The 25,327-nt window shown below is 39.5% G+C and carries 27 protein-coding genes; 22 read left to right on the forward strand and 5 right to left on the reverse strand.

The window, feature by feature from the left end:
* Window positions 1–22: 22 nt before the first annotated feature.
* From ACKGJO_RS04190 to ACKGJO_RS04225, 8 genes are all read left to right on the forward strand, one after another.
* Complete coding sequence (locus ACKGJO_RS04190; RefSeq protein WP_411322146.1) at window positions 23–586, forward strand: anthranilate synthase component II; 564 nt, start codon at window positions 23–25, stop codon at window positions 584–586.
* On the forward strand, window positions 583–1,626 hold the full coding sequence (gene trpD, locus ACKGJO_RS04195) for an anthranilate phosphoribosyltransferase (protein ID WP_411322147.1): 1,044 nt from the start codon (window positions 583–585) through the stop codon (window positions 1,624–1,626). The genes ACKGJO_RS04190 and trpD overlap by 4 nt, the downstream gene beginning before the upstream one ends.
* On the forward strand, window positions 1,626–2,444 hold the full coding sequence (trpC, locus tag ACKGJO_RS04200; protein ID WP_411322148.1) for an indole-3-glycerol phosphate synthase TrpC: 819 nt from the start codon (window positions 1,626–1,628) through the stop codon (window positions 2,442–2,444). The genes trpD and trpC overlap by 1 nt, the downstream gene beginning before the upstream one ends.
* Window positions 2,437–3,096 carry a phosphoribosylanthranilate isomerase gene (locus tag ACKGJO_RS04205; RefSeq protein WP_411322149.1) on the forward strand — a complete coding sequence of 220 codons (660 nt, stop codon included), beginning with the start codon at window positions 2,437–2,439 and terminating at the stop codon, window positions 3,094–3,096. The genes trpC and ACKGJO_RS04205 overlap by 8 nt, the downstream gene beginning before the upstream one ends.
* A 92-nt stretch (window positions 3,097–3,188) precedes the next feature.
* Window positions 3,189–4,406, forward strand: coding sequence for a tryptophan synthase subunit beta (trpB, locus tag ACKGJO_RS04210; protein WP_411322150.1), 1,218 nt, complete (start codon window positions 3,189–3,191; stop codon window positions 4,404–4,406).
* Between the two features lie 98 nt (window positions 4,407–4,504).
* On the forward strand, window positions 4,505–5,302 hold the full coding sequence (gene trpA / locus ACKGJO_RS04215; RefSeq protein WP_411322151.1) for a tryptophan synthase subunit alpha: 798 nt from the start codon (window positions 4,505–4,507) through the stop codon (window positions 5,300–5,302).
* 9 nt (window positions 5,303–5,311) lie between these two features.
* A complete protein-coding gene (locus tag ACKGJO_RS04220) occupies window positions 5,312–6,415 on the forward strand; it encodes a DUF4837 family protein (RefSeq protein WP_411322152.1) in 1,104 nt (367 codons plus the stop codon).
* A gap of 33 nt (window positions 6,416–6,448) precedes the next feature.
* Entirely contained in the window at window positions 6,449–7,237 is a 789-nt protein-coding gene (locus ACKGJO_RS04225) for a methyltransferase domain-containing protein (protein ID WP_411322153.1), read from the forward strand.
* A gap of 5 nt (window positions 7,238–7,242) precedes the next feature.
* On the opposite strand, the gene tadA is transcribed toward ACKGJO_RS04225, so the two are convergent.
* On the reverse strand, window positions 7,243–7,716 hold the full coding sequence (gene tadA, locus ACKGJO_RS04230; protein WP_411322154.1) for a tRNA adenosine(34) deaminase TadA: 474 nt from the start codon (window positions 7,714–7,716) through the stop codon (window positions 7,243–7,245).
* A gap of 56 nt (window positions 7,717–7,772) precedes the next feature.
* Between tadA and ACKGJO_RS04235 the strand changes: the two genes are divergently transcribed.
* The 4 genes from ACKGJO_RS04235 (at window position 7,773) to ACKGJO_RS04250 (ending at window position 11,610) form a co-directional block, all read left to right on the forward strand.
* Window positions 7,773–8,315, forward strand: coding sequence for an adenine phosphoribosyltransferase (locus tag ACKGJO_RS04235; protein WP_411322155.1), 543 nt, complete (start codon window positions 7,773–7,775; stop codon window positions 8,313–8,315).
* A gap of 64 nt (window positions 8,316–8,379) precedes the next feature.
* Window positions 8,380–8,865, forward strand: a complete 486-nt coding sequence (locus ACKGJO_RS04240) for a hypothetical protein (RefSeq protein WP_411322156.1) — start codon at window positions 8,380–8,382, stop codon at window positions 8,863–8,865.
* Window positions 8,862–10,091 (forward strand): hypothetical protein, encoded by a 1,230-nt coding sequence (locus tag ACKGJO_RS04245; RefSeq protein WP_411322157.1) that lies wholly within the window; start codon window positions 8,862–8,864, stop codon window positions 10,089–10,091. The genes ACKGJO_RS04240 and ACKGJO_RS04245 overlap by 4 nt, the downstream gene beginning before the upstream one ends.
* 406 nt (window positions 10,092–10,497) lie before the next feature.
* On the forward strand, window positions 10,498–11,610 hold the full coding sequence (locus ACKGJO_RS04250; protein WP_411322158.1) for a tRNA-queuosine alpha-mannosyltransferase domain-containing protein: 1,113 nt from the start codon (window positions 10,498–10,500) through the stop codon (window positions 11,608–11,610).
* Window positions 11,611–11,757: 147 nt separating this feature from the next.
* Here ACKGJO_RS04250 and dnaB read toward each other — a convergent pair whose 3' ends face one another.
* The 4 genes from dnaB to ACKGJO_RS04270 form a co-directional block, all read right to left on the reverse strand.
* The gene (gene dnaB / locus ACKGJO_RS04255) at window positions 11,758–13,293 is read right to left on the reverse strand and encodes a replicative DNA helicase (protein ID WP_411322159.1); all 1,536 of its coding nucleotides are present in this window, start codon (window positions 13,291–13,293) and stop codon (window positions 11,758–11,760) included.
* Window positions 13,294–13,413: 120 nt separating this feature from the next.
* Window positions 13,414–14,181 carry a CDP-alcohol phosphatidyltransferase family protein gene (locus tag ACKGJO_RS04260; protein ID WP_411322160.1) on the reverse strand — a complete coding sequence of 256 codons (768 nt, stop codon included), beginning with the start codon at window positions 14,179–14,181 and terminating at the stop codon, window positions 13,414–13,416.
* Between the two features lie 87 nt (window positions 14,182–14,268).
* On the reverse strand, window positions 14,269–15,030 hold the full coding sequence (locus ACKGJO_RS04265; protein ID WP_411322161.1) for a uracil-DNA glycosylase: 762 nt from the start codon (window positions 15,028–15,030) through the stop codon (window positions 14,269–14,271).
* 84 nt (window positions 15,031–15,114) lie between these two features.
* Window positions 15,115–15,648, reverse strand: a complete 534-nt coding sequence (locus ACKGJO_RS04270; protein WP_411322162.1) for an RNA methyltransferase — start codon at window positions 15,646–15,648, stop codon at window positions 15,115–15,117.
* 261 nt (window positions 15,649–15,909) lie between these two features.
* Between ACKGJO_RS04270 and sufB the strand changes: the two genes are divergently transcribed.
* From sufB to ACKGJO_RS04320, 10 genes are all read left to right on the forward strand, one after another.
* Window positions 15,910–17,352 (forward strand): Fe-S cluster assembly protein SufB, encoded by a 1,443-nt coding sequence (gene sufB / locus ACKGJO_RS04275; RefSeq protein ID WP_411322163.1) that lies wholly within the window; start codon window positions 15,910–15,912, stop codon window positions 17,350–17,352.
* A gap of 107 nt (window positions 17,353–17,459) precedes the next feature.
* On the forward strand, window positions 17,460–18,233 hold the full coding sequence (sufC, locus tag ACKGJO_RS04280) for a Fe-S cluster assembly ATPase SufC (protein ID WP_411322164.1): 774 nt from the start codon (window positions 17,460–17,462) through the stop codon (window positions 18,231–18,233).
* Window positions 18,233–19,570 carry a Fe-S cluster assembly protein SufD gene (gene sufD, locus ACKGJO_RS04285; protein ID WP_411322165.1) on the forward strand — a complete coding sequence of 446 codons (1,338 nt, stop codon included), beginning with the start codon at window positions 18,233–18,235 and terminating at the stop codon, window positions 19,568–19,570. The genes sufC and sufD overlap by 1 nt, the downstream gene beginning before the upstream one ends.
* Window positions 19,571–19,648: 78 nt before the next feature.
* Window positions 19,649–20,896, forward strand: a complete 1,248-nt coding sequence (locus ACKGJO_RS04290) for an aminotransferase class V-fold PLP-dependent enzyme (RefSeq protein ID WP_411323275.1) — start codon at window positions 19,649–19,651, stop codon at window positions 20,894–20,896.
* A gap of 18 nt (window positions 20,897–20,914) precedes the next feature.
* Entirely contained in the window at window positions 20,915–21,466 is a 552-nt protein-coding gene (locus ACKGJO_RS04295; protein WP_411322166.1) for a NifU family protein, read from the forward strand.
* 25 nt (window positions 21,467–21,491) lie between these two features.
* The gene (locus ACKGJO_RS04300; RefSeq protein ID WP_411322167.1) at window positions 21,492–21,827 is read left to right on the forward strand and encodes a HesB/IscA family protein; all 336 of its coding nucleotides are present in this window, start codon (window positions 21,492–21,494) and stop codon (window positions 21,825–21,827) included.
* Between the two features lie 60 nt (window positions 21,828–21,887).
* The gene (locus ACKGJO_RS04305; RefSeq protein ID WP_411322168.1) at window positions 21,888–22,394 is read left to right on the forward strand and encodes a DUF2480 family protein; all 507 of its coding nucleotides are present in this window, start codon (window positions 21,888–21,890) and stop codon (window positions 22,392–22,394) included.
* A gap of 72 nt (window positions 22,395–22,466) precedes the next feature.
* On the forward strand, window positions 22,467–23,189 hold the full coding sequence (locus tag ACKGJO_RS04310; RefSeq protein WP_411322169.1) for an SDR family oxidoreductase: 723 nt from the start codon (window positions 22,467–22,469) through the stop codon (window positions 23,187–23,189).
* A 59-nt stretch (window positions 23,190–23,248) separates the two neighbouring features.
* Complete coding sequence (gene fni / locus ACKGJO_RS04315; RefSeq protein ID WP_411322170.1) at window positions 23,249–24,274, forward strand: type 2 isopentenyl-diphosphate Delta-isomerase; 1,026 nt, start codon at window positions 23,249–23,251, stop codon at window positions 24,272–24,274.
* Window positions 24,275–24,329: 55 nt separating this feature from the next.
* A complete protein-coding gene (locus tag ACKGJO_RS04320) occupies window positions 24,330–25,325 on the forward strand; it encodes a polyprenyl synthetase family protein (RefSeq protein ID WP_411322171.1) in 996 nt (331 codons plus the stop codon).
* Window positions 25,326–25,327: the final 2 nt, after the last annotated feature.

Consider the following 25,327-nt stretch of genomic DNA (forward strand, 5'->3'; position numbering starts at 1 on the left):
TAACTATTACAGTAGAAACGAATTGATCCTAATAATAGATAACTACGACTCCTTCACCTACAACCTTGTTCACCTGGTAGCGGCTGAAACGGACAATTATAAAGTGATTCGTAACGATGCTTTAACACTGGATGAAATACGTGAATTAAACCCAACCAAAATCCTAATATCACCTGGACCCGGTCGGCCACATGAAGCCGGTGTTACTGAGGAGATCATTGGAGAACTTGGTAAAGAAACACCTATTTTAGGAGTTTGTCTTGGACATCAAGCCATAGGTGAGGTGTTTGGAGCGAAGGTTATCCATGCCCCTAAACTTATGCACGGCAAAGTGTCAAAGGTATCACATGATGATCTATTTATATTTTCTGGAGTCAAAGAAAGTTTTACTGCCACCCGATATCATTCTTTAGTATTAGACCCTAATACCATACCCGATGCTCTTCAGGTAACCGCTCATTCAGACGATGGAGTGATACAGGGAATACGTCACAAAGAATTTCCGATTCAGGGAATTCAATTCCACCCGGAAAGCATTCTAACAACCGAAGGACCAAAAATTATTTCAAACTGGCTAAATCAATGATGGATTTTAAAATCATACTTAATAAGCTATCATTTTCAGAGGATCTAACTCAAGGTGAAGCGGAAACGGCAATGAAGCTGATTATGTCTGGGGAGATATCCGAACCCCAAATCGCTTCTTTCCTGACTGCTATGCGCTTAAAAGGTGAAACAGTGGAAGAGCTCACAGCTTTTGTAAAAGTGATGCGCTCCAAAGCCGTTAAAGTTAATGTTGATGTTACCGGTGCTATTGATCTAGTAGGTACAGGTGGAGATCAATCAGGAACTTTTAACATTTCTACAGCTGCCTCTTTTATAACTGCTGCTGCAGGCGTTCCTGTCATTAAACATGGTAACCGCAGTGCTTCCAGTAAATGCGGAAGTGCAGACGTTTTAGAACATTTAGGAGCGTCAATTGAGCTTGGTAAGGAGCAAGTGGAACAGGTTTTTGATGAAATAAATATGGCTTTTATGTTTGCCCCAATGTTTCATCCTGCTATGAAATACGTAATGCCATCACGACGTGAGATCGGTTTTCGTACTTTTTTCAATATTCTGGGACCAATGGTAAATCCGGCTGGAGTTCAAAGGTATGTTATAGGTGCTTTTAGTAAGGAAGTCGCTGAGAAAATGGTTCATATTTTGTCAAACCTCGAAACTGACTTTGCATACACATTTAATGCCCATGATGGACTCGATGAAGTGAGTTTGACATCACAATCAGAGATCTTTGAACTAAATGACAAGGTAGTATCCACCTCAATTGTGTTCGATCCGGAATCGATAGGCTTCACCAAAGTAAAAATGAAAGAATTAATGGGGGGAGGCAAAGAAGAAAACGCTCAGATCTTAACTAACATTATATCGAATAAGGCAACTGAGGCTCAGCAAGGCATTGCTTTATTGAATGCAACCTTTGCCATTCAGGCCTCCGGCAAAGTGGAAAAACTGGAGGATGCCAAAAAGATGGCAATGGAAGCACTCGAATCAGGCAAAGCACGTAAATTATTTAACGATTTCATTGATGCCACAAATGATGCAATGGGAACATTTAAATACTAATGAACAACATCTTAGACAAAATAACAGAAAAGACAGCTGAAGATCTGGCCAAGCGTAAGAAAAAGGTTTCACTGGCCGATTTTAATACTTTCGAGGGATTTGAAAAGGAAAGAGTTTCATTCAAAAAATCACTCGAAGATTCTAATACAGTTTCTATCATAGCAGAAGTCAAAAAAGCATCACCTTCGAAAGGTATTATCCGTCCTGATTTTGATCCCGTAGATATAGCACTAAGATATGAGGAGGGAGGGGCTTCAGCCATTTCTATATTAACAGATGAACCGTTTTTCAAAGGTGATATCAAATATTTGGAAGGAATTTCCAAACGAGTAAAATTACCTCTTTTACGGAAAGATTTCATTATCGACCCATATCAAATAAAAGAAGCAAAAGCACATGGTGCAGATGCTGTTTTGATCATAGTGGCAATCACTGAGGGTGATCAGCTACATGAACTACAATATGCCGCTAAAGAATTTGGTTTAGATGCTTTGGTTGAATGTTACGATCGGGACGATTTTGATCGCTTAGACTTTGAACAAACTGAAATTTTAGGCGTTAACAATCGTGATCTGAAAACCTTTGAAGTGGACGTTCACAGAGGCATAGCCATCTTACAGCAAGCTCCTAAAGATACAATATTAGTTTCTGAAAGTGGCTTATCTAGTGGAAAGGAACTGGCTCTATTGAAAAATGAAGGAATACACTCCGCTTTGATAGGTGAATACTTTATGAGGGAGAAAGATCCCGGTCAGGCTTTAAAAGACTTACTTGAGCAACTGGAAACAGAATTTGAAATATCGAATTTAAATGACTGAACAAACTGATAGAACTAAAATCAAGATATGTGGCATCACGAATTTAGAGGATGCCCGGTTTGCAGCCGGGGCACTGGTGGATTATCTGGGTTTCATTTTCTACGATAAAAGTCCCCGTTACATCGAGCCGGGAGAGGCAGGTGCTATTATAAACTGGATCGAAGGTCCTGAAAAAGTAGGAGTGTTCGTAAATCAAACACTGGATAATGTGAACAGTATCGCAAAGCAAACAGGACTTGATTATGTGCAGCTACATGGGGATGAATCTCCTGAGTATTGTGGATTGATCGAGAAGCCGGTCATAAAAGCCATTCATATTGAAGAAGATTCAGTAGATTATTTGTTAAAGCATCAGATTGAACAATATGCTGAAGTTGCCGATTATCTTTTATTTGATACCAAGATCGATGGATTATGGGGGGGGACCGGAAAAAGCTTTGATTGGTCATTGATAAGCGATCTGGAACTTGATATTCCGTACTTCCTTTCAGGAGGACTAAAAACAGGGAATATCAAAGAAGCTATTAAATCCGTTCAACCATTTGCTGTAGATATTTCAAGCAGCATAGAACAAAAACCGGGATTAAAAGACTTTGCCAAGATCGAAGCTTTTATGGAAGAGATTAGAAAAATCGAAGAAACTAAATTTTAAAATCATACTGAGCGAAAGTGAAGAACCTACAGTTTTTCGATCTGTGAAGGTACTTCTGGAGCAACCTTAGGATGACGACCGACATAATTATTATGACCACACAAACCAAGAAAAAGACTTATAAATTTCCAAATGAGAAAGGCTATTATGGCCAATTTGGAGGTAAATTTGTGCCTGAAATACTTATTCCTGCCATTCAGGGATTAGAAGAGGAATTCATAAAAGCCAAGGATGATCCTGCGTTTAATTCTGAACTGGCTAAATTGCTCGATGAATACGTTGGTCGGCCTACCAAGCTTACTTATGCCGATCGGCTTACTGAGCATTACGGCAAAGCCAAGATATACTTAAAGCGTGAAGATCTTTGCCATACCGGAGCTCATAAGATCAATAATGCCATTGGTCAGGTTTTACTTGCTCGACGAATGGGTAAAAAGCGAATCATTGCTGAGACTGGTGCAGGTCAACACGGCGTGGCAACAGCTACCGCTTGTGCCAAATTTGGCCTGGAATGTATCGTCTATATGGGTGAGGAAGATATGGTTCGCCAAAAGCTGAATGTAGACCGAATGAGACTGTTAGGGGCTGAAGTTCGTTCTGTAACAAGTGGCTCTAAAACTCTGAAAGATGCCACAAATGAAGCGATCCGCGATTGGGTTACCAATGTTGAAACAACGTTCTATATAATAGGTTCTGTAGTAGGACCTCATCCATACCCAATGATGGTTAGATATTTTCATGAAGTGATCGGTTTTGAAACCCAAAATCAGATAAAAGAATTAGAAGGGAGAAATCCGGAATATTTAGTTGCCTGTGTGGGAGGCGGATCAAATGCTATTGGCTTTTTCTATCCCTTTATAGACGATGAGTCTGTAAATATAATCGGCGTGGAGGCTGCTGGTTTTGGTGTTAATTCCGGTAAAACAGCAGCTACGATGAGTAAAGGTACACCAGGTATTCTTCACGGGTCATTAAGTTACTTACTACAATCAGATGAAGGACAGATAGAATTGGCTCATTCAATTAGTGCCGGACTTGATTATCCCGGTGTAGGTCCCGAGCACGCTCATTTAAAAGATCTAGGTAGGGTTAATTATTATTCTGTAACTGATAAAGAAGCAATGGAAGCTGTTAAATTACTTTCAAAAACAGAAGGTATCATTCCGGCATTGGAAACGGCCCATGCCTTTGCATGGCTTGAAAATCTAATGCCGCAAACTTCAGAAGATGAAATTGTGATCTTGAATCTATCAGGAAGAGGAGACAAAGACATGGGGACCATATCTGAATATATTCGCGAAGAAAGCTAAGACAGTCAATTACTTTTTAATAAAGTTGCTTGGATGCTTTATACCGGAGCATTATTGTGACGAAACAATACTTTATCACCGGCAAAGATTTTAGAATCATGAATAGAATTGAAAACGTTTTTAAGAATAAGAAACCTGATGATAAGCTAATGAGTCTGTTCATTACCGCAGGTTATCCCGAACTGGATTCTACAGTGGATCTTATATTGGGTTTTGAGAAAAACGGAGCGGATATGATCGAGCTTGGAATGCCTTTCAGTGACCCACTTGCCGATGGACCTACCATTCAATACTCAAGTGAGGTTGCCATCAAGAATGGTATCACTATGAATAAGATCTTTGAGATGGTTAAAAAGGTTCGGCAAAGATCACAGATTCCAATTATTCTAATGGGATACATGAACCCCGTTTTGCGTTATGGTGTGGATTCGTTTACAAAAAAAGCCGCTGAAGCAGGTGTGGATGGCCTTATTATACCTGATATTCCGCTTGAGGAGGATGGTATTATTAAAGAATCTGCAAAATCTAATGATCTAAACGTCATACATTTGGTGGCTCCCAACACATCCGATGAACGCATGAAACTTGCTGATGAGAATTCCAGTGGATTTGTATATTGTGTATCTGTTACAGGCGTTACGGGTGCCAGGGAGGGGGAAGAGGTTACTCGGTCTGTAGATCGGTTCATTAGCCGGGTGCGCAAGAATATCAACAAAAATCCTGTTATGGTTGGGTTTGGCATCAAATCCTTCGGAGATGCTCAAGACATCGCATCAAATGCCGATGGATTTATTGTTGGAAGTGCCTTAATTGATACTATCACAAAACATTATCCGAAAGATGGCTGGCAATCTGAGCTGTTCTCTTTCGTTCATTCACTGAAATTTGGAAAATAATAACGAGATATGAAGCGACTTTTTCTTTTTGGTTTAACGGCAATACTGGGGATCATGACCATTTCTTGTGATGGAGATTATCGACCATTAGCGGATGGAAATACCCGCGAAGTTGTTGTAGTAATGGATTCTACAACATGGGAAAGTAAAACTGCCGATGCTATTCGCGATGTCTTTGGCCAATGGGTACTTACCGTACCAAATGGAGAACCATATTATGACCTACAGTTTACCCAGATCACATCTCAGGATCAGTTGGATCGCTTAAAGAAACAAAAGAACCTAATATTTGCTGCACCTATTGAGGAAGACTCAAATGTAGGACGACAGATCCGGGGTTTATTGGATGATAGTATCGAACAGCGCGTCCGACAAGGTGAAAGCTTTGCTTTCCCGTTTCAAGATCAGTGGTATCGGGATCAATATGCACTGATACTGACATCTACATCAGACTCTACTTTGGCTGAAAAAATACGAAATACCGAGAACTCACTGCTGTCAAACATGCTGGAAAAAGAACTCAAGCGATGGGAATATTTCGTTTATGAGAAAAAAGAACTCACCGAATATTCAGATTCACTTTGGCAAAACAGGGGCTTCAAAGTTCGCTTTCAACATGATTATATAAAGAATGTTGATACGTTAAACTTTATCAGTTACCGTAGAGCATTACCTCAAAATGATCGCTGGATGTGGATTTGGTATCAGGATAACGTAGAGGACATCTCATTTTTGGATAGGGACTGGATAATATCAACACGGGATTCTCTCTCAAAGCATTTCATTAAGGGAGCAAGAGATTCCATGTATGTTCAAACCTATCTGAACAGGCCAGAGATCAGACCCATTGAATCTGAGACTTTCCAAAAAGGCAGATTATTGGCTTATGAAACCCGTGGGACGTGGCATATGGTGAATGGCTTGATGGGCGGACCTTTTGTAAACTTTACATATTACGATCCGGATTCTAAGCGTCTATTTATGATCGATTACAATCAATTTGCACCGGGTGTTCGAAACAAATTACCGTTTGTACGTCAATTTAGAGCAATGGGAAGAACGTTTGAATCTGATTCATCTTGGACAACAGATCAATACAACCTGCCAAGCTAAATCACCTTAAATATATAGAGGTTTTCAAATATATTGAGTTATCATAAAGGCATCATCTCAGCATTTGAAAAAGCTACAGATACATACGATGAGTATGCTGAGATACAAAATAAAGTTGCTGATGGTCTGATTGCCTCACTAATACCATGGAAAGAAGCAGTTCCATCCGGACCTATATTAGAAGTCGGATGTGGCACAGGATTCGTCACTGAAAAACTTATTCAACAATTCCCCGACAGAGAGATTATTGTTACGGATGCTTCTAAAAGGATGCTCGACAAATGTAAACAAAAGCTACAAAGAACAGGAATAGAGCATTCAAAGGTTTCTTTTAAGATCTTAAATGCTGATGATTATAATATTGAGAAGGATTCTTTTGGATTGATAATTAGTGGATTTACCCCTCATTGGTTCAAAGATACTTCTTTGGCTTTACAGAATCTTTCAGAAGGTTTGATTCCCGGGGGTTTTTTATTGTGCTCATTTCCGGGTAATCATACATTTCCAGGTTGGTATGAAAAATGTCTGGAATTAGGTTTACCCCATACAGCTAATCCATTACCTGACGTTGAAGAGATTGTCGTCAAACTTTCCATGGGCCCCATACAGATCGATTATTACGAAAACGATTTGTATAAGGAGTTTGAACATTCCCTGGAATTTTTCCGCTATTTGAAGAAAACGGGTGAATCTTATTCTATACTAGGCAAATCATTAAGTTATAAACAGTTTAAATTGCTTATAGATCATTGGGATAAAACGGAGGATATAAAAATGAAATGGCACATTGTATATGTGGCAGCTAAACGTGAGTTTGAGTGATCTTACTAACGCTTTTGTTTAAAGAATTCTTTAAGTAAAAACTCAGATTCGGATTCCATTACACCTTGTATTAAATCGATGCGGTGATTCAACTTTTTGTTAGAGGCAATATTGAATACGCTGCCACAGCCTCCCGATCTGGCATCTTGTGCTCCAAATACGATCGTCCCCAATTTACTCCATATGGCAGCTCCTGCGCACATAGCACATGGTTCAAGTGTAACATAAAGGGTACAATCACTCAGGTATTTTTCTGACATTGTTTCGCAGGCAGCCGAAATCGCAAGCATCTCGGCATGCGCAGTAGGGTCATTCAGCATTTCAACCTGATTGAATCCCTTACCGATTATCTGATCTTTATATACGACAATGGCTCCAACCGGAATCTCATCATTTTCAAAAGCCTGCTCAGCCAACATAAATGCTCTGGCCATGAATTTATAATGCTTTTGCATTAACGGAAGTTTTGTGATACTCATTTTTTGTCTGACTGCATTTCTTTTAATTACCTTGTTGCGAACTTAATCTAATATTGATGAAAAAAATAGAACAAAGTATAAAGGATTACATTGCTGAAACGATCCGCACTATTCCTGATTTTCCTGAGAAAGGCATCAAATTTAAGGATATTACAACCTTGCTGCAGGATCCGCGTGCCCTTGAATTGACATCATTTATGTTGCTGCAGCCTTATCGACACAAGGAGGTTGATTTTGTGGTGGGTTTGGAATCTAGAGGTTTTTTATTTGGAACTAATCTGGCGCAGGATCTGAATGCGGGTTTTATTCCCATTCGCAAGCCAGGTAAGTTGCCATCTAATACATTATCAGAAACTTATGCTCTTGAATATGGAAAAGATAATATAGAAATACATGAAGACGCTATTTTTGAGGGAGCCAAAGTGTTGATTCACGATGACCTTATCGCGACCGGGGGAAGTGCTGCTGCTGCAACTAAACTAATTAAAAGGTTAGGGGGCGATGTGATCGGCTATTCATTTATCATAGAGCTTTCATTTCTTGAAGGAAAAAATATACTAAAAACCGGTGTTCCCGTCGAAAGTATAATTATAGAATAGTGGAACATATCTCATTTTGATAACTACAAGTTACTGAACAGAAAATATCAGTAACAAGAACAGAATGAGAATCAACAGAATAACTTACATTTTATCAGCTTTGCTGATAATAACGACAGCCTCTGCCTGTAATTCATTTGTTGTGGAAAATGTAGACTATTCACAGCAACTTGAGTCAGTATTGGTCCCTGACGAAAACGGAAAGATCACCGATGTCAGGCACGGGATTTCCTTTAATGTAAAATCCTTCAAAGAACAAGAGTTTGGGGCTTCCGATTCCTCAAAACAGATAAGAGAAATTAGACTCATCCGAAATGCAGATGGATTTTATTTTATTACTGCAGATCAGTTCAAAAATGTTTACGTAATGGAACCCGGTAAAGGTTCCCTTAAGTTAAAGAACAAAATCAATGTATCAGAATCTCCCCTGCAAGACCCGGCTTTTAATTTACGAACCTCAGGTGTGCAGCTTGTAATGAGGGATACCAATAAAACCATTAAAATGAATGAAACAGGAATTTTGGAAAATGAAGAGGAGGAACAATCATGAAGATGATACTTAAAGTAACCGGTACAGTTATACTCTTAATTTGCACGACTACAGCGGTATTCGCCCAGTCGTCTGATTATCAGATCACCAAAGAATTTGAAAATTCCTATAAATCGCTCGAAGCGTCAATAAATAACGCTACTACAATTGAGGAAGCAGATAGCCTGAATAATGAAGTTGGTAAGCTAAGGAATACATATGCAGATCATCAGTCGTTGATCGACCATGCATTATATCCCAATACCTTCTATGATACAATTCAGGATTTGATGGCCGAAGTTAATGAAACAGAAGAAGTTCTGATGATTATTGAAAATCAAGGTAAAAAACTTACCTCATTGAATGAACAGATCGCAAGTTATCAGTCTGAAATTGCATTTTTAAATAATGAAACAGACTCACTTAGAACTCTTATTACAGAATCTCAAAAAAGTGAACAAAATCTATCACGTCTGGTAAAGCAATATAGGCAAAGGGTAGAGGAAAGAGACGAATTTGTTCTCAAAATGATGGACTCACTGTTTGTGGCATATCGAGAACTTGAAATGAGTCCCGGAAGCAATAAAGAGATTGCATCCAGTGCCATAGCTATTCAGCAAGGAGACAATCCCCTGGAATTTATTAATGCTACCATTGAGGAAAACATACAGGTTCTGAAAGCTGGATCATCCGAACTAAGTACTGAAGATTATCTGAAGATGCATACTATTCAGAAACGCTTTGCAGATACCTGGAATAAAGTGGGCAATGATCTGAGTCAAATTTATGGTGGTAGCGAATCCCGACAATGGAAGAATAAGATCGACGGTCAGCTTAAAGACTGGAGGGCGAGTACTTCCAAGAACATGTGGGATTCCATCAATAATACCCTTGAGCAAAACAATGTTGATATAGGCGCTTTTGATAATAATCAAAGCTTTTATACGGCTATTGAATCATTTATCGATAGCTCAGTAGAGGCTAGTGAAGATAAGTTCATAGGTGAAGGGAACAGAGATGAATTTAAATCCTTTTATGACTTCTGGACCTCTAAAGTGAAAAATGAATGGGGTAATTACATTCAGGACGGAGAAGTACTTACCATGAGTCAGATCTCAACTATAGATGCCGAACTCATTAACTGGAGAGACGAAACCACACCGACCTCATTTGTAATTCCAATTCTACTAGGTCTGAGTTTCATCACTATTGCAGGATTGATCATAGTCCTTACCAGAAAAAACTAATAGTTTAAATAAACCCACGGTAGCCTTAAGCCGGACAGTCACCTTGTTCGGCTTTTTGTGGACCTTGGTTTTACTGATTCCAGCAATCACTAGATAGTTATATTAAGTTAGGAAAAGAGAAATTACTATAAAGGACACAGAGGAATATTTAACCTTATCAGTAGATTGCTATTGAATTGACTCCTTAATATTTGCCTTATAGCATTGAGGAATGATGATTTTTTTTAAACAAATTGACTAAACAATGATTTGTGAAGAAAATTTCAAATCAGGTATTAGACATTTATGATATAAAATACTTCTAGCTAGAGAGATAATGATCTTTTTATGGTCATTAAATTAATTTGCCCATCGTTAAAATTTCATATACTTAGCCTTAATCAGAAAGTGACAATAAGATCTTTGCATGAATATTTTGGCAGTAGAGCCATTTTACAGTGGCTCACATAAAGCATTTTTGAAGGGACTTGAAAAACATTCAAGCCATAATATTATTCCCATTAAACTGAACTATAAAGGATGGAAGTGGAGAATGCATGGTGATTCCGTCACACTTACGGAAATGACTAATCAAGTTCAGGAGAATATCGATCTTTTGCTGACAAGCAGCATGACGAACCTACCTGCATTTATGGCGCTCACGAATCCGAGATTCTCCCATACACCTGTTATTATGTATATGCATGAAAATCAATTCACAAGGCCAATACCGGAAGGAGAGAATCGTGATCTGACCTATTGCTACATTAACTATCTGAGTATGCTGGTAGCCGATAAGTTGGTGTTCTCGTCGCAATTTCACCTCGATGACCTGTTAGGTGCATTACCATCATTTTTAGATAATTTTCCGGACGGCAAGCAATACGATACCGTAAACAAGATCCGTGATAAAAGTGTGGTAATGTATCCGGGTCTAGACCTGAGCAGCTTTGATGCACAGCCTGATACCAGAGAAGATAATGAGAATCCCGTCATAGTTTGGAATCAGCGGTGGCAATTTGACCGAAACCCGGCCAAGTTCTTTAGGGTGTTGAACCGACTAAATGACATAGACCTGAAGTTTGACCTCATTTTAGCCGGTGATACCCAACATGAAAAACCTGAAGAGTTTGAAAAGGCTTGGCAGCGATTCGGTCAGCAGATCACTCACTTTGGATACGTTGATGACAAAGAGAATTACAGTAAACTTCTCCATTCTGGAGATATAGTGGTTTCTACTGCAAGTTATGAGTTTTTCTGTGTGGCCATCATGGAGGCCATATATTGTGGATGTCATCCTATGGTGCCCAATGAGTTACATTACCCTGAACTCATACCAAAGAGTCTTCATGATCCACTGTTGCATGCTCCGGTTTTATATGATAATGAAGATGATCTATTCCACCATCTTAAAGAGCTGTTAACCGGAAAAACTAAACCACTGCCAAAATCTTCACTTCAGAATATCAACAAGCACTTGGAGTGGTCAAAGCGAATTAAACATTTTGACAGACTGTTTGAGGAAATGATTAAGCACTAATCGGTCTGCGCCCTTAACAGATTAAAGTCCTCAGAATGACCTAATTTTATATGGTGACATTTACACCAAATTCAGTTTGAGTTATCCCTATTTTGATAATTTAAATGACGTTTCAAGCGCAAGAATTCCCGTTGACTTTAAAAAACCCTAAAACGGAGCATCCTCGTCAGGTGCCGGATTGTGGGGGGCAGGTGGTGGCCCACCATTTCCCCCATCACTGAGACTTGGGCCTCCACTATCATTTCCAGCATTTAATGAAGGGTTATTGTTATTTGCTGAGGTCAGATTCTCAAAACGAGCATAATCTTTGACAAAGTAATGCATCTTACTTCCTACAGGTCCATTACGTTGTTTTCCAACAATCACCTCTGCTAGTCCTGCTGTAGACTGACCTTCTTCTGTCGTAGTAATGCCGTAATATTCCGCTCTGTACAAGAACATCACAATATCAGCATCCTGCTCTATCGAACCTGATTCACGTAAGTCACTGAGTTGTGGACGTTTATCACCACCTCGCTGCTCCACAGCGCGTGACAACTGAGCTAAAGCAATGACAGGAACATCAAGTTCTTTTGCGAGTCCTTTCAGTCCACGGGAAATAGTTGCGATCTCCTGTTCACGGTTACCAATATCTTTTGAGTTTGCCTGCATTAGCTGAAGATAATCCACAATAATCAGTCCAATATCCTTTTCACTTTTCAGCCGGCGACATTTGGTTCTGAGTTCCATGAGGGTAATACCGGGGGTATCGTCAATATAAATTTCGGCACTGAATAAACGACTGGCAGCATCGATGAGTCGTCTGAAATCCTCATCCTTTAAGGTTCCTTTTCTGGCTTCATCAGCCCTTACGCGTGCCTCCATGGTCAAGAGACGTTGGACCAGTGACTGATTTGACATCTCAAGACTAAACAGTGCAATAGGGGTTCTTAAATTTTCGTCAGGATGCAAAGCCGCGTTACGCGCTGCTGTAAGGACAAACGCTGTTTTACCCATTGATGGTCTCGCAGCAATGATAACCAGATCACCTTTTTGCCAGCCTGCAGTCATATCATCAATGGCCAACCCAGAAGGAACACCTGTAATGCCGTATTCTTTCCCCCGTAGGTCTTCCAGGTACGATAAGGTGTCTTTAAGTAATTTTTCAACCGGTACGGCTGAACTTCGGCTTTTCTGATTGGAGAGATCAAAGATGCTTTGTTCAGCATGATCCAAAACATCATAAGCATCGGAAGTAGTATCATACGCATCTTTTATGACATCATTACTTGCCAGAATAAGGTTTCTTTTGATTGCTTTTTCTATGATTATCTGCGCATGATACTCAATGTTAGCAGATGAACTAACAGAACGGGTCAAATCGGAGAGATAAGTAGTGCCACCACAGACCTCAAGCAGATTATTGTCTTTGAGTTCATTTTCTACGGTCAGCAGATCTAATGGATTATCACGTTCGTATAAATTGGAAAGTGTTTCAAATATGTGTCGGTTGGCTGTTTTGTAGAAATCTGTTGGTTTCAGCATTTGGAGAGCAATAGTTGCAGCACCATGCTCTATAAGCATAGCACCTAAGACAGCTTCTTCAACTTCCACAGCCTGTGGAGGAATCCGGCCACCTTTTTCTAATTCCTGAGTGTCCTTTTGCCGGTACTTATTATTATAAGACCCTGATTTATTCGCCATATTTTAAACTGAAAACCTAATAATCGTGTGCTAATTCAGAATTCAAAAATAGGTATAAAATCAGACCGAATGGTGATTCTTTTTGAACAAATTTTAAACACTGTTATCCACATAAACGATCTAATCCGGGAGCAACTTTCGAATACCGATAAATACAGGAATAAGAAGGGTGTAAGCAATAAAAAAGGGTATGATGAGATCTTTAAGCCCTGCAACAAGAAAAATACTGATGATGAGAAGCTGGAATCCCAAGCCAAATGTTGAAAGTGATGTCATGAGCCATTTAGGAAAATTTGATGACGTCGCGGCTTCACGATCTAGAGCATAGATAATCTTATCGAACATTCCATATAGATACTTATAGATTTTAAATAGAATGTTAACGTTTCTTTGATTTTCGCCCTCAAGTGCTCGTGGAACTTTATTTTCAAACACCTGACTTGTATTATCACCACCGACATGCGTTCTAAGGATCACGTAATAGTAGTTATAGAGGGTGCCTTGTAGCTGAATACCTAAAAAAGCTAAAAGTGCAAAAGCAAAATGAATATCTGTAATACACCATATAGAGGTAATTATCAGGAGGTTTAATATTATATCAGAAACGGAATCAAGATACCGACCTGTGTAGGAGGGCGTTTTTTTGATGCGGGCCAGCTCGCCATCGGCAGCATCTAAAATTGATTTCAGGATCAGGAAAAAAGCAGCCAGGTAATAATTTCCGGTTAAAATACACGCAATAGCAATTAAGCCGGAAATCACAAACCAAATCGTAACGTGAATAGGAGAAAATTGTGTTTCTTTTAGAGAATTTGCAATAATGCGAGCCAATGGCCTGCCATAGTCAGAAAGGTCAGTAAATTTATGCTCGTTGGGTAATTTTGACACTGTGGATTTGTTTGTGCTGACATTCTGAAGCTAAAGTGAAATAATCAGAACTGCGTTCCTGTATTTATTTATTTATTTTAAATAGACCTATTTGCCACCAAGTTCATTGTATCGTTTTCTCAATTTTTGAACATCCTCCCATGCATGGCGTTTCCACTTAGGGTTTCTGAGTAACGCTGCCGGATGGTAGGTGGCCATGAGTTCTCGTCCATGAAATGAGTGAAATTCACCTCTGAGTTTACTTAAGGAGGTATCTTCACCTAAAAGAGTTGTCGCTGAAATTCTGCCAACACATAAGATTAGTTTAGGATCGATAAGTTCTATCTGTCGCAACAGGTAGGGCAGGCTACGCTGTCGTTCTTCTTGTTTTGGATCACGATTGTTAGGTGGACGATGCTTTAGGATATTGGTAATATAGATTTCATCCCTACTAAAATTAATAGCATTCATGATCTTGTCCAGTAACTGACCTGCTTCACCTACAAATGGTTCTCCTTGTTGGTCTTCATTATAACCAGGGGCTTCACCGATCACTATCAGATCTGCCTTCGGATCTCCCACACCAAAAACCAAGTTGGTTCCTTGAAGGTCAGTTTTTAATTCATCAGCATTTTTACATAATGATTTTAGCTCATCCAATGTTTGACAAGCAGCTATCTTCTCATCCTGAGTCAATTCTCTCTTAGCTTTTGATTGAGGCGATCCCGGTCTTTTAATATCATCAGATTGCTCAACCGTATCATTTTTTTCATCAGTATTTGATAAGCTGACTGAAAATTTACCATACATTTCCTGTTGTTGTTTTAAATATCTTTCAGCTTTTTCGATCAGATCTTTTGGTTCCGGCACTTTAGGAATGGTTATTTGGGTTTCTAGTCTTACTTAATACTTTCAATTTACTAAATAGCGTGACAACGAGCATGTCAGTACCGATCATCGATCCCATAATTTCTCAAGCATGGCATATAGGATCACACCGGCCGCAACTGATACATTAAGGGAATGCTTTCTTCCATACTGTGGAATAGCAACAAATTCATCGATATGCGGTAAAAGGTCCTCATCGATGCCCGATACTTCGCTTCCCAAAACAATACATAGATTTTTATGAATTTTCGCATCAAAATCAGGAAGATCTGTACTCTTGTCAGTTTGTTCAAGTCCAACTATATAATAGCCCTGTTTCTTTAACTCATCTAAAGTGTGAACAGGATTATCTACGTATTTCCAGGAAACAAATTCTTCAGCACCTATTGCTGTTTTGTTGATCTCTGCACGGGGTGGTGTAGGCGTGTATCCTGATAATATAATATCTGAAATACCAAAAGCATCCGCGGACCTGAAAATAGAGCCTACGTTGTGTAAGCTTCGAATGTTTGGAACCATGATCTTCATCGCACTGAGTTTATCAGGGGCAGTTCTTAAAAGGTTTTCTTTCAGTATTTCTTTTGTTGTTAACTTATTCAATGCCTCAAGTCTTTAATTTCAGCTATTTTCGTTCATATTTTAAGATAGAATTGTTTTAACTTTAAATCACAGCATACAAAGGTGTTATCTTGGTTTGATAGAAGTCATAGAAATTCTCAATCAATTCGGTTTAGTTAAGAGAGGGACTTTTTGTATATTTGTACTCGTTCTAAATAGGCTCCAAAAACAACGAACGCAGTGCGATACAAGGTTGTTTTTTCGTGAGCTGTAAAGTACAAACTTTTAAAACATCAATAGCTAATGAGCGAAACGCAAGCCTTAGAATCAATGATCGGAGAGGAATACAAGTATGGCTTTTCCACCGATATTGAATATGAAGAGTTTCCCAATGGAATCAATGAGGATATCATTCGAGAGCTTTCAACACGTAAAGAAGAGCCGGAGTGGATGCTTGAATTCCGTTTGAAGGCCTACAGAGCCTGGACGGAAATGGAAGAGCCGGATTGGTTTAACGCTGAATATGAGAAACCGAAATTTGATACTCTGCAGTATTATTCAGCTCCGAAGAATAAACCAAAATTAGACAGCCTTGATGATGTTGATCCAAAGATTCGGGAAACCTACGATAAATTAGGTATACCACTTGAAGAGCAAAAAGCATTATCTGGCGTTGCTGTAGATGCGGTTTTTGATAGCGTATCTGTATTTACCAGTTTTAAAGAAAAGCTTGCTGAGGCAGGTGTAATCTTCTGTTCCATATCTGAAGCAATAAAAGATCATCCGGAACTTGTTAAGAAATATATGGGTTCAGTTGTTCCAGTCCGTGATAACTTTTATGCGGCTCTGAACTCAGCTGTATTTTCTGATGGTTCATTCTGCTACGTACCAAAGGATACGATATGCCCAATGGAGCTTTCCACCTATTTTCGTATTAATAATATGAACTCAGGTCAATTTGAGCGTACGCTTATCATTGCAGAAGATAATTCCCACGTCAGTTATTTGGAAGGTTGTACTGCTCCTATGTATGATGAGCATCAACTTCATGCTGCTGTTGTAGAATTAGTAGCATTGGATAATGCGGAGATCAAATATTCCACTATTCAAAACTGGTATGCCGGCGATGAAGAAGGTAAAGGTGGTATTTATAATTTTGTAACCAAGCGTGGTGCTTGCCGTGGTAAAAACTCAAAGATCAGCTGGACACAGCTCGAAACCGGTTCTGCCGTCACGCTGAAATATCCAAGTGTGATCTTACAGGGGGATGGTTCCATTGGTGAATTCTATTCCGTTGCAGTAACCACAAAGAAGCAGCAGGCTGATACCGGAACTAAAATGATCCATCTCGGCAAAAATACCAAGAGTACGATCATATCAAAAGGTATTTCTGCGGGAAGATCTAATAACAGCTACCGTGGGGAGGTTCGCATTGCTAAAGGAGCTGATGGCGCCCGAAATTATTCGGTTTGTGATTCTATGTTGATCGGTCAAACTTGTGGTGCACATACTTTTCCTTATATATCATCCCAAAACCCAACGGCAAGTGTTGAGCATGAGGCTTCAACGTCCAGAGTTGGAGAGGAACAGATCTTTTACCTAATGCAGCGCGGAATTAGTGAACAGGATGCTATTTCCATGATCATTAATGGATTTGTGAAGGAGGTTCTAAAAGAGCTCCCGCTAGAGTTTGCAACAGAAGCCAACGCACTGCTTGATGTGAAACTGGAAGGTAGTGTTGGATAAGTAATTTTAAATGTTGAATGCTCAATGTTAAAAGATGCAGTACACATTTAAAATTCAACATTTCCTATAGAAATTAAATAATCAAAAAAAGACAAAAGAACAGAAACGTGTTAGAGATCAAAAACTTACATGCCTCGGTTGAAGGCGAAGACGAACAGATTCTCAAAGGTGTAAATCTCACCATCAATAAAGGCGAGATTCATGCTATAATGGGGCCAAACGGAAGTGGTAAAAGTACATTGGCCAAAGTAGTTTCCGGCCATCCCGAGTATGAGATCACTGAAGGAGAGATTTTATTTGAAGGTGAAGACATTACCGAAATGGATGCCGATGAGCGTGCTCATTTGGGTATGTTCCTTGCTTTTCAATACCCGATCGAAGTTCCTGGTATTACCAACAGAACACTGTTACGTGAATCTTATAATACTATAGCCCGCGAAAACGACCGCGAAGAACTGGATCCACTTGAATTTGATGATTACCTGAAAGAGCGTCTTGAAATCATAGATATGAAGGATGAATTTCTTGAGCGTAGTATCAATACTGGTTTTTCCGGTGGGGAGAAGAAGAAAAATGAGGTTTTCCAAATGGCTGTACTGAATCCAAAGTTGGCTTTCATGGATGAAACTGACTCCGGCTTAGATATTGATGCCCTAAAAGTTGTTTCTGATGGAATCAATAAAATTGCCGGACCTGAAAATGCTATCGTTCTGATCACTCACTACCAGCGATTATTGAATTACATCACGCCTGATCATGTGCATGTGATGATGAATGGAAAGATCGTAAAATCAGCAGGTAAAGAACTCGCACATGAGCTTGAGGACCAAGGTTATGAACAACTTGAAAAAGAATTTTCTGTAAACGGAGAGGCTCAGTAATGAGTACAGCAGTACAAGACAAAGAAACCATACTAAAATATTTGGATGGCGATTTCGGGTCAGTTTCAAATATCCCCGTCATTGCTGGATTGAATGAGAAAGGAGCCGGGAATATTTCTGAATTTCCATTTCCAACCAAAAAAGATGAAGATTGGAGGTTCACTGATCTAAGATCTATCAGCCGGAATCATTTTGTACCGGTTGCAGATGCAGCTGTCAATCCGCTTGAAGACATTAGTGATTATTATTTACCGGAAGCTGCCAACAGTCGTTTGGTATTTGTGAATGGTGAATATAACAGTGAATTATCATCAACGGCTGACATTCCCGAGGAAGTTATTGTTGGGAATATGGCTGCTTATGCTGACCATGATATTCTTAAAGAACATTTGGGTAAATATACTAACTATGATGAAGACCGGGATGTATTCTCTGCTCTGAATGATGCTAATTTCAAAGATGGCGGGTTTATTTATGTTCCAAAAGAAACGAAGGTAGAATCACCTATACACATTCTGAATGTATTTACGGATGCACAAAAAGCATTTTACGCTACACCCCGTGTTTTGTTTGTGGGTGAAGCATATTCAAAAGCCACCATCGTGGAAGAGCATGTTGCCTTGGAGCAAAATGTATACCTAAACGTTACCGTGAATGAATTCAAATTGTTTGAGGGTGCTCATGTTCACCATGCGCGTATCCAGCGCGACAGTAAAAAGGCCAATCACATTTCACGACCGATTGCACATTTGGATAAATATGCTGAGTATCACTCATACACTATTTGTCTTGGAGCGAAGTTATTCCGTAACGATCCACGCGTGGTTCAAAATGATGAAGAAGTAGATTTTACTATTGATGGTCTGGTGCTGATTGATGGTGATCAAATTGCTGATACACATTCTGCTATCGACCATAGACACTGGCATGCTCAAAGCCACCAGCTGCATAAAGTTGTAGTGAATGATGAAGCGCATTCTATTTTCAATGGCAAGATCTTTGTACGTGAAGATTCACAGAAGATCGATTCATTTCAGGAAAACAGAAACTTGTTACTTTCTGTGGATGGAACGGTTCACACTAAACCACAGCTTGAGATCTTTTCAGATGATGTGCTCTGTTCCCACGGTGCAACAATCGGGCACTTGAACGAAGACGAGGTTTTTTACCTGCACAGTCGTGGTCTGACCAAGAAAAAAGCTCGTGAGCTGCTAGTTTACGCTTTCACTCTTGAGAGTATCGAAACCATGGAAGTTGAATCAGTTCATAAATTATTATTAGACGAAGTTGTGAAATATACTTCTCGCGACGAAGAATTTGTTGCGGTAGGCAGTTGATCGATTGAATTATTGATTTTAAAAAGACATTCTGAACTAAAGCGAAGGTATTATCAGGATGACATCATAAAATACATCATGCAAGAAACCCTGAAAACAGTAACTAAAACTAACACAGACTGGGAAGCTATTCGCAGTCAATTCCCCATACTTAAGCATGAAGTGAATGGGCATAAGTTGGTATATCTGGATAACGGGGCTTCTTCACAAATGCCACAGCGAGTGATCGATAGAATAAACGATTATCATTCCAATGAGCATGCCAATGTGCATCGGGGAATACATACATTGAGTCAAAAAGCTACGGATGCTTTTGAATTAGCCCGTAAGCGCATGCGCAAATTCATTAATGCGCAGTATGAAGAAGAGATCATATATACTACCGGGACCACAGATTCTATCAATTTAGTAGCTCAAAGCTATGGAAGAAAGCATTTCAATGAAGGTGATGAAATTCTGATCAGTGCAATGGAGCATCATGCCAACATAGTGCCCTGGCAGATGATCGCAGAACAAACAGGTGCCGTCTTAAAAGTCATTCCCATGGATAACAATGGTGAATTGCTATTAAACGAGTTCCATAGGTTACTATCTTCCAAAACGAAGATGGTTGCCGTAGTGCATGTTTCGAATACACTTGGAACTATCAATCCTGTTCAAGAGATTATTGAATCTGCTCATGCCTATGATGTTCCGGTTCTGATAGATGGAGCACAAGCCGTTCCTCATATGAAAGTAGATGTTCAGGCACTAGATGCTGATTTTTACGCATTCTCGGCTCACAAAATGTGCGGTCCAACAGGGTTTGGTATTCTCTACGGGAAACGAAAATTATTAAATGAAATGCCTCCATATCGCGGAGGAGGCGATATGATCGACAAGGTTACGTTCGAAAAGACTACCTGGAATGATATTCCCCATAAGTTTGAGGCTGGTACACCACCGATTTCAGCAGGAGTAGGATTTGCCGAAACCATCGCATTTCTTAATGAAATTGGCATGGATAACATCGCAGCTCGGGAGCAAGAATTACTGAAGTATGCAACTGAGAAATTAAGTATGATCGACGGTCTTCAAATAGTTGGTACTGCAAAAAGCAAAGCATCAGTAATCTCGTTTCTACTCAAGGATATTCATCCCACTGATGTAGGAACCATTTTAGATCAGAAAAGTATTGCCGTTAGAACCGGTCATCATTGCACGCAGCCGATCATGGACAGTTTTGGGATACCAGGTACCGCAAGGGCTTCCATTTCATTTTATAACTCAAAGGATGATATTGACCGCTTGGTCGATGGAATTAAATATGTACAAGAATTTTTTTGATAACAAAGGAGAATAAAGATGGCTAAAATTAAAGAAATAGAACGCACACCTAATCCTGACGCCATGCGCTTTGTCTTGGCTGAACCATTGACAAATGGGACTACCCGTTCTTTTGAGAACGCGAATGAAGCGGAAGGCGATGAGCTGGCATCTGCTCTATTTTCAGTAGACCATGTGATCAATATTTATTACGTAGACAAATACATTACAGTAACACAGGATGGAAATGCTGTTTGGTCTGAACTGCTACGGAAACTAGCACCTCCAATCCGTGAAGCTAAGCCGGTAACGGTAGAAGAAGATGATACCGATGTACACCTGAGTAAAGAAGTTCAAGGTTCAGATGACCCTCGTTTACAGGAGATCACTAAGATGCTGGATGAGCAGGTACGTCCATATCTATTGGCTGACGGCGGTGGTTTGAAAGTATTGGGACTGGAAAATAATCGACTGAAAGTTCACTATCAGGGAGCATGTGGAACATGTCCAACAGCTACTACTGGTACGTTATATGCCATCGAAAGTATGGTAAGACGTATCGATCCTGAAATCCAAGTCGTTTCAGTTTAATAAGTGTAAGAACATAACAGGTAACATGGAACTAACGGTTACAGAAAGAGCCATTAAAATGATCAATAACATTCGGCAAGAAAAAAGTGTGCCGGATTCAGCGATCTTACGTGTGGGCGTTGTAAGTGGAGGCTGTTCGGGCTTAACTTATGATCTTGACTTTGATACTGATGCTGAAGTTCAGGAAAATGATAAAGTTTTTAATATAGAAGGCATAAAAATCTTAGTAGACATGCGGAGCTTTTTATATTTAGCTGGCACTGAGTTGGATTATACGGAAGGATTGGATGGGCAAGGTTTCCATTTCAAAAATCCCAATGCTACCAGGACATGTTCTTGTGGTGAGTCGTTTTCTATATAATTTTAGCTGTTAAATATTTGCCTTGTCTTATAACAGTTATCACAAAAAATTAAACATTTCATGTCTGAAACAATAGTAAATAAGATCCAACAAAACACTAAGTTGGTTACCTTGGATCTTCAGAAATTCTATGATGATACGCCCATTGAGGAGCTAGACATCAAACAGTTTTTGTTTCAGGAGTTATTGCTAAAGGAAAAAGAATTTCGGCGGCTATTGAAAGATCATGATTGGTCGCAGTATGAAGGAAAATACCTACGAGTATATTGCAGCACCGATGCCATCATTGCTCCATGGGCGTGGATGTTGATCACTGCACATGCTTCAAGTTATGCGTCCCAAATTTTTAAAGGCACAAGAGAAGCTTTTCATTACGACCTTTATAAATCATCTTTGAATCAGCATGATTGGAATCAATATCAGGACAAGTTTGTAATGCTAAAAGGTTGCGGTGACATTACTGTGCCTGATTCAGTTTACTTATTGGTTACCAATAAGTTAATTGGTAAAGCCAAAAAGATCATGTATGGTGAAGCTTGCTCTAATGTACCGGTTTGGAGAGATTAGCCTTCACCTTTCATTGAAAGAGACAAATCTCTTATCTTGATAAGCGAAAACTTTCTTTAAATAAATTGATATATGAAATTGCTTGTCACTGGTACCTCACGCGGAATTGGCTTTTCAATTGCTCAGGATCTACTGAATAAAGATTATGAGGTAATTGGAACGTCCCGTTCTGACAGATCTCCATTTCCCGACAACTCGTCTTATTCTCACATTAAATGTGATTTGTCTGTGGAAAATGATTTAGAAAATTTAAAAAAAGTCTTTGAGCTTAAAGAACCACCTGAAGTACTGGTAAACAACGCCGGTATGTTTCAGGAGGCTCAGTTAAATATCAACGACGATGAATGGTTGGCAAATTGGGACAGAACTTTACAAGTAAATTTACGCTCACCAGCCATATTGTCAAAATCGGCTGTCAACGCATGGCAAAAGAACAACATTTCCGGAAGATTGATAAATATATCCTCCAGAGCCGGATATAGGGGAGACACCGGAGAATATGCCAGTTATGGAGCCAGTAAAGGCGGTTTGGTGGCCTTTACAAAGAGTTTAGCAAGGAGTCTTGGTAAATTTGGAATCACTGCTTATACGGTAGCTCCGGGATTTGTAGATACAGATATGGCTCAAGGTTCCATTGAAGTATACGGAGAAGATTACCTTACTCAAGATCTTGCACTTGATTCTATTGCACCACCAGAACAGATCGCGAATATCGTAAGCCTGTTGGCTGAAGGTAAATTGACACACGCCACCGGGCAGACTTTTCATATAAACTCCGGCTCATACCTCATCTGATCAGCAAAATAAAAATGTTTAACTGTGGCAATTAGTCTAATGATTTTGGAATTTTAAGTATGACAGATATCAGAGACCGAAAGAAGGATCATGTTGAGTTAACCGTTACTGACGGTACGCAGTACAATACGCCTACCGGGTTTGATCAGTATTATTTTGATCATAATGCGCTTCCTGAATTAGACTATAACTCAGTTACGACTAAAGCTAAACTTTTAGGTCGAACTTTTGATTTTCCTCTCTTTATTTCTTCTATGACCGGTGGATATGCTGATGCAGGCCCTGTTAATGCAGTAATCGCTGAATTTTGTGAAGCTGAAAACCTGCCATTTGGTGTAGGCAGCCAGAGAGCTATGCTGGAAGATGAGTCTTTAACAGATACATTTTCTATAGTTCGGGAAAAGGCTCCAAATGCTTTTATAGCATCAAACATTGGCGGTGCACAACTGATAGGTGGCTTAAAAGCGAATTTACTGAAAAGATTGATCAATTCTATTGAAGCTGATGCTTTGATCGTGCATTTGAATCCACTACAGGAGTTAATGCAACCTGAAGGAGACCGATATTTCAAAGGAATTTTAAATGGAATAGAAAAGATAGTATCCGACACCCAACTCCCTGTAATTGTCAAAGAAACCGGAGCCGGAATTTCATTACATACTGCAAAGCGGCTGTTGAACGCCGGTGTAAAAGTTATTGATATTGCGGGAGCCGGGGGCACAAGTTGGTCGAAAGTTGAAAATTTCAGACATACAAATCAAAAGGCAAATCATTCTTTTGATGAATGGGGTATACCGACTGTAGAATGCCTCATTGAATTGAGTAGATTGGAGTGCGAGCGTGGTTTCGAAATGATTGCATCAGGAGGTATCAGATCAGCTTTTGATATTGCTAAGGCAATTTGTCTTGGTGCTCATTTCACGGCATCGGCTCAACCTGTAATAAAAGCGATCAAAGAAGATGGGTATGAAGGTTTGGAAACTCTATATAAAGAGTTGAAAAATGACCTGAAAACCATCCTAACACTCTTAGGACATCCTAATATTCTAAAATTAAATAAGAGCGACCTTAGAAGAAAAGCTTAACCCATAAGCTGCAAGATATTCCTTATATTCATCGACTCATCAGATCAAAAGAGCATTGAGCAAAACCGGATTACAATACATTTTACTTGAGAAGGTAGAGCAGGCACTGCAGCAAATGGAACTGCCCGACTCACCCATTTCTTTATACGAACCGTATAAATATGCTATGGCCGTTGGGGGTAAAAGGATAAGACCTTTATTAACCTTAATAGCCTGTGGGTTATGTGAAGGTGAAATTGACGATGCTCTACCTGCAGCATTGGCTGTTGAGGTACTTCACAATTTTACGCTGGTCCATGATGATATTATGGATAGTGCTGATACTCGAAGAGGAGAGCAAAGTGTATATAAAAAATGGAATGAAAATACAGCTATTTTAACCGGAGATGTAATGTTTGCAGATGCCTACAAACATCTGCATTATTATGGTGAGTCTGATAAGTTTTCAAAACAAGAATTTGCTGCGATGCATCACATCTTTTCAAGATCGATCATAACAGTTTGTGAAGGCCAGGCACTGGATATGGAATTTGTAGATCGCATAGATGTCTCAAACAAAGAATATTTACAAATGATCGGTGGCAAAACAGCAGCTCTATTAAGCGGTTCACTTGAAATGGGAGCTGTGGCGGCACACGCCACACATCATAAAAGAGCTGAATTAGCTGAACTTGGATATGAGATGGGTGTTGCATTTCAAATACAGGATGATCTTTTAGATGCTATTGCAGACCCTGAAAAATTCGGCAAGAGGCCCGGTGGAGATATTTATGAGGGCAAGAAAACATATCTTACCATACTTGCGTTAGAAAGGGCAGATGACGTTGAGCAAAAGATCATCAGCAACACTTTAGAACAAGATGAACCTACTGAAGAAGCTGTAGAACAGGTACTTGAGATTATGGGTGATCTGGGAGTGCTTAAGGACGTGGACAACGAAACTGACGAACATTATCAAAAGGCATTTGACCTATTGAGTAAATTTGAAAATTCTGAATATAAAATAGAGCTTGAAAAACTTCTTAACTTCTTACGAAAACGTGATCATTAAAA

Source organism: Gracilimonas qinghaiensis (assembly GCF_046602855.1).
Taxonomy (GTDB): Bacteria; Bacteroidota; Rhodothermia; order Balneolales; family Balneolaceae; genus Gracilimonas.

What these genes read in the sequence shown, in the direction of transcription:
- ACKGJO_RS04305 (WP_411322168.1), top strand. Translation starts at nt 21,888, where the DNA reads ATGTCTGAAACAATAGTAAATAAGATCCAACAAAACACTAAGTTGGTT.
- sufB (WP_411322163.1), top strand. Translation starts at nt 15,910, where the DNA reads ATGAGCGAAACGCAAGCCTTAGAATCAATGATCGGAGAGGAATACAAG.
- ACKGJO_RS04290 (WP_411323275.1), top strand. Translation starts at nt 19,649, where the DNA reads ATGCAAGAAACCCTGAAAACAGTAACTAAAACTAACACAGACTGGGAA.
- ACKGJO_RS04250 (WP_411322158.1), top strand. Translation starts at nt 10,498, where the DNA reads ATGAATATTTTGGCAGTAGAGCCATTTTACAGTGGCTCACATAAAGCA.
- trpC (WP_411322148.1), top strand. Translation starts at nt 1,626, where the DNA reads ATGAACAACATCTTAGACAAAATAACAGAAAAGACAGCTGAAGATCTG.
- ACKGJO_RS04205 (WP_411322149.1), top strand. Translation starts at nt 2,437, where the DNA reads ATGACTGAACAAACTGATAGAACTAAAATCAAGATATGTGGCATCACG.
- ACKGJO_RS04295 (WP_411322166.1), top strand. Translation starts at nt 20,915, where the DNA reads ATGGCTAAAATTAAAGAAATAGAACGCACACCTAATCCTGACGCCATG.
- tadA (WP_411322154.1), bottom strand. Translation starts at nt 7,716, where the DNA reads ATGAGTATCACAAAACTTCCGTTAATGCAAAAGCATTATAAATTCATG.
- ACKGJO_RS04220 (WP_411322152.1), top strand. Translation starts at nt 5,312, where the DNA reads ATGAAGCGACTTTTTCTTTTTGGTTTAACGGCAATACTGGGGATCATG.
- sufD (WP_411322165.1), top strand. Translation starts at nt 18,233, where the DNA reads ATGAGTACAGCAGTACAAGACAAAGAAACCATACTAAAATATTTGGAT.
- trpD (WP_411322147.1), top strand. Translation starts at nt 583, where the DNA reads ATGATGGATTTTAAAATCATACTTAATAAGCTATCATTTTCAGAGGAT.
- ACKGJO_RS04310 (WP_411322169.1), top strand. Translation starts at nt 22,467, where the DNA reads ATGAAATTGCTTGTCACTGGTACCTCACGCGGAATTGGCTTTTCAATT.
- trpA (WP_411322151.1), top strand. Translation starts at nt 4,505, where the DNA reads ATGAATAGAATTGAAAACGTTTTTAAGAATAAGAAACCTGATGATAAG.
- trpB (WP_411322150.1), top strand. Translation starts at nt 3,189, where the DNA reads ATGACCACACAAACCAAGAAAAAGACTTATAAATTTCCAAATGAGAAA.
- fni (WP_411322170.1), top strand. Translation starts at nt 23,249, where the DNA reads ATGACAGATATCAGAGACCGAAAGAAGGATCATGTTGAGTTAACCGTT.
- ACKGJO_RS04235 (WP_411322155.1), top strand. Translation starts at nt 7,773, where the DNA reads ATGAAAAAAATAGAACAAAGTATAAAGGATTACATTGCTGAAACGATC.
- ACKGJO_RS04245 (WP_411322157.1), top strand. Translation starts at nt 8,862, where the DNA reads ATGAAGATGATACTTAAAGTAACCGGTACAGTTATACTCTTAATTTGC.
- dnaB (WP_411322159.1), bottom strand. Translation starts at nt 13,293, where the DNA reads ATGGCGAATAAATCAGGGTCTTATAATAATAAGTACCGGCAAAAGGAC.
- ACKGJO_RS04240 (WP_411322156.1), top strand. Translation starts at nt 8,380, where the DNA reads ATGAGAATCAACAGAATAACTTACATTTTATCAGCTTTGCTGATAATA.
- ACKGJO_RS04300 (WP_411322167.1), top strand. Translation starts at nt 21,492, where the DNA reads ATGGAACTAACGGTTACAGAAAGAGCCATTAAAATGATCAATAACATT.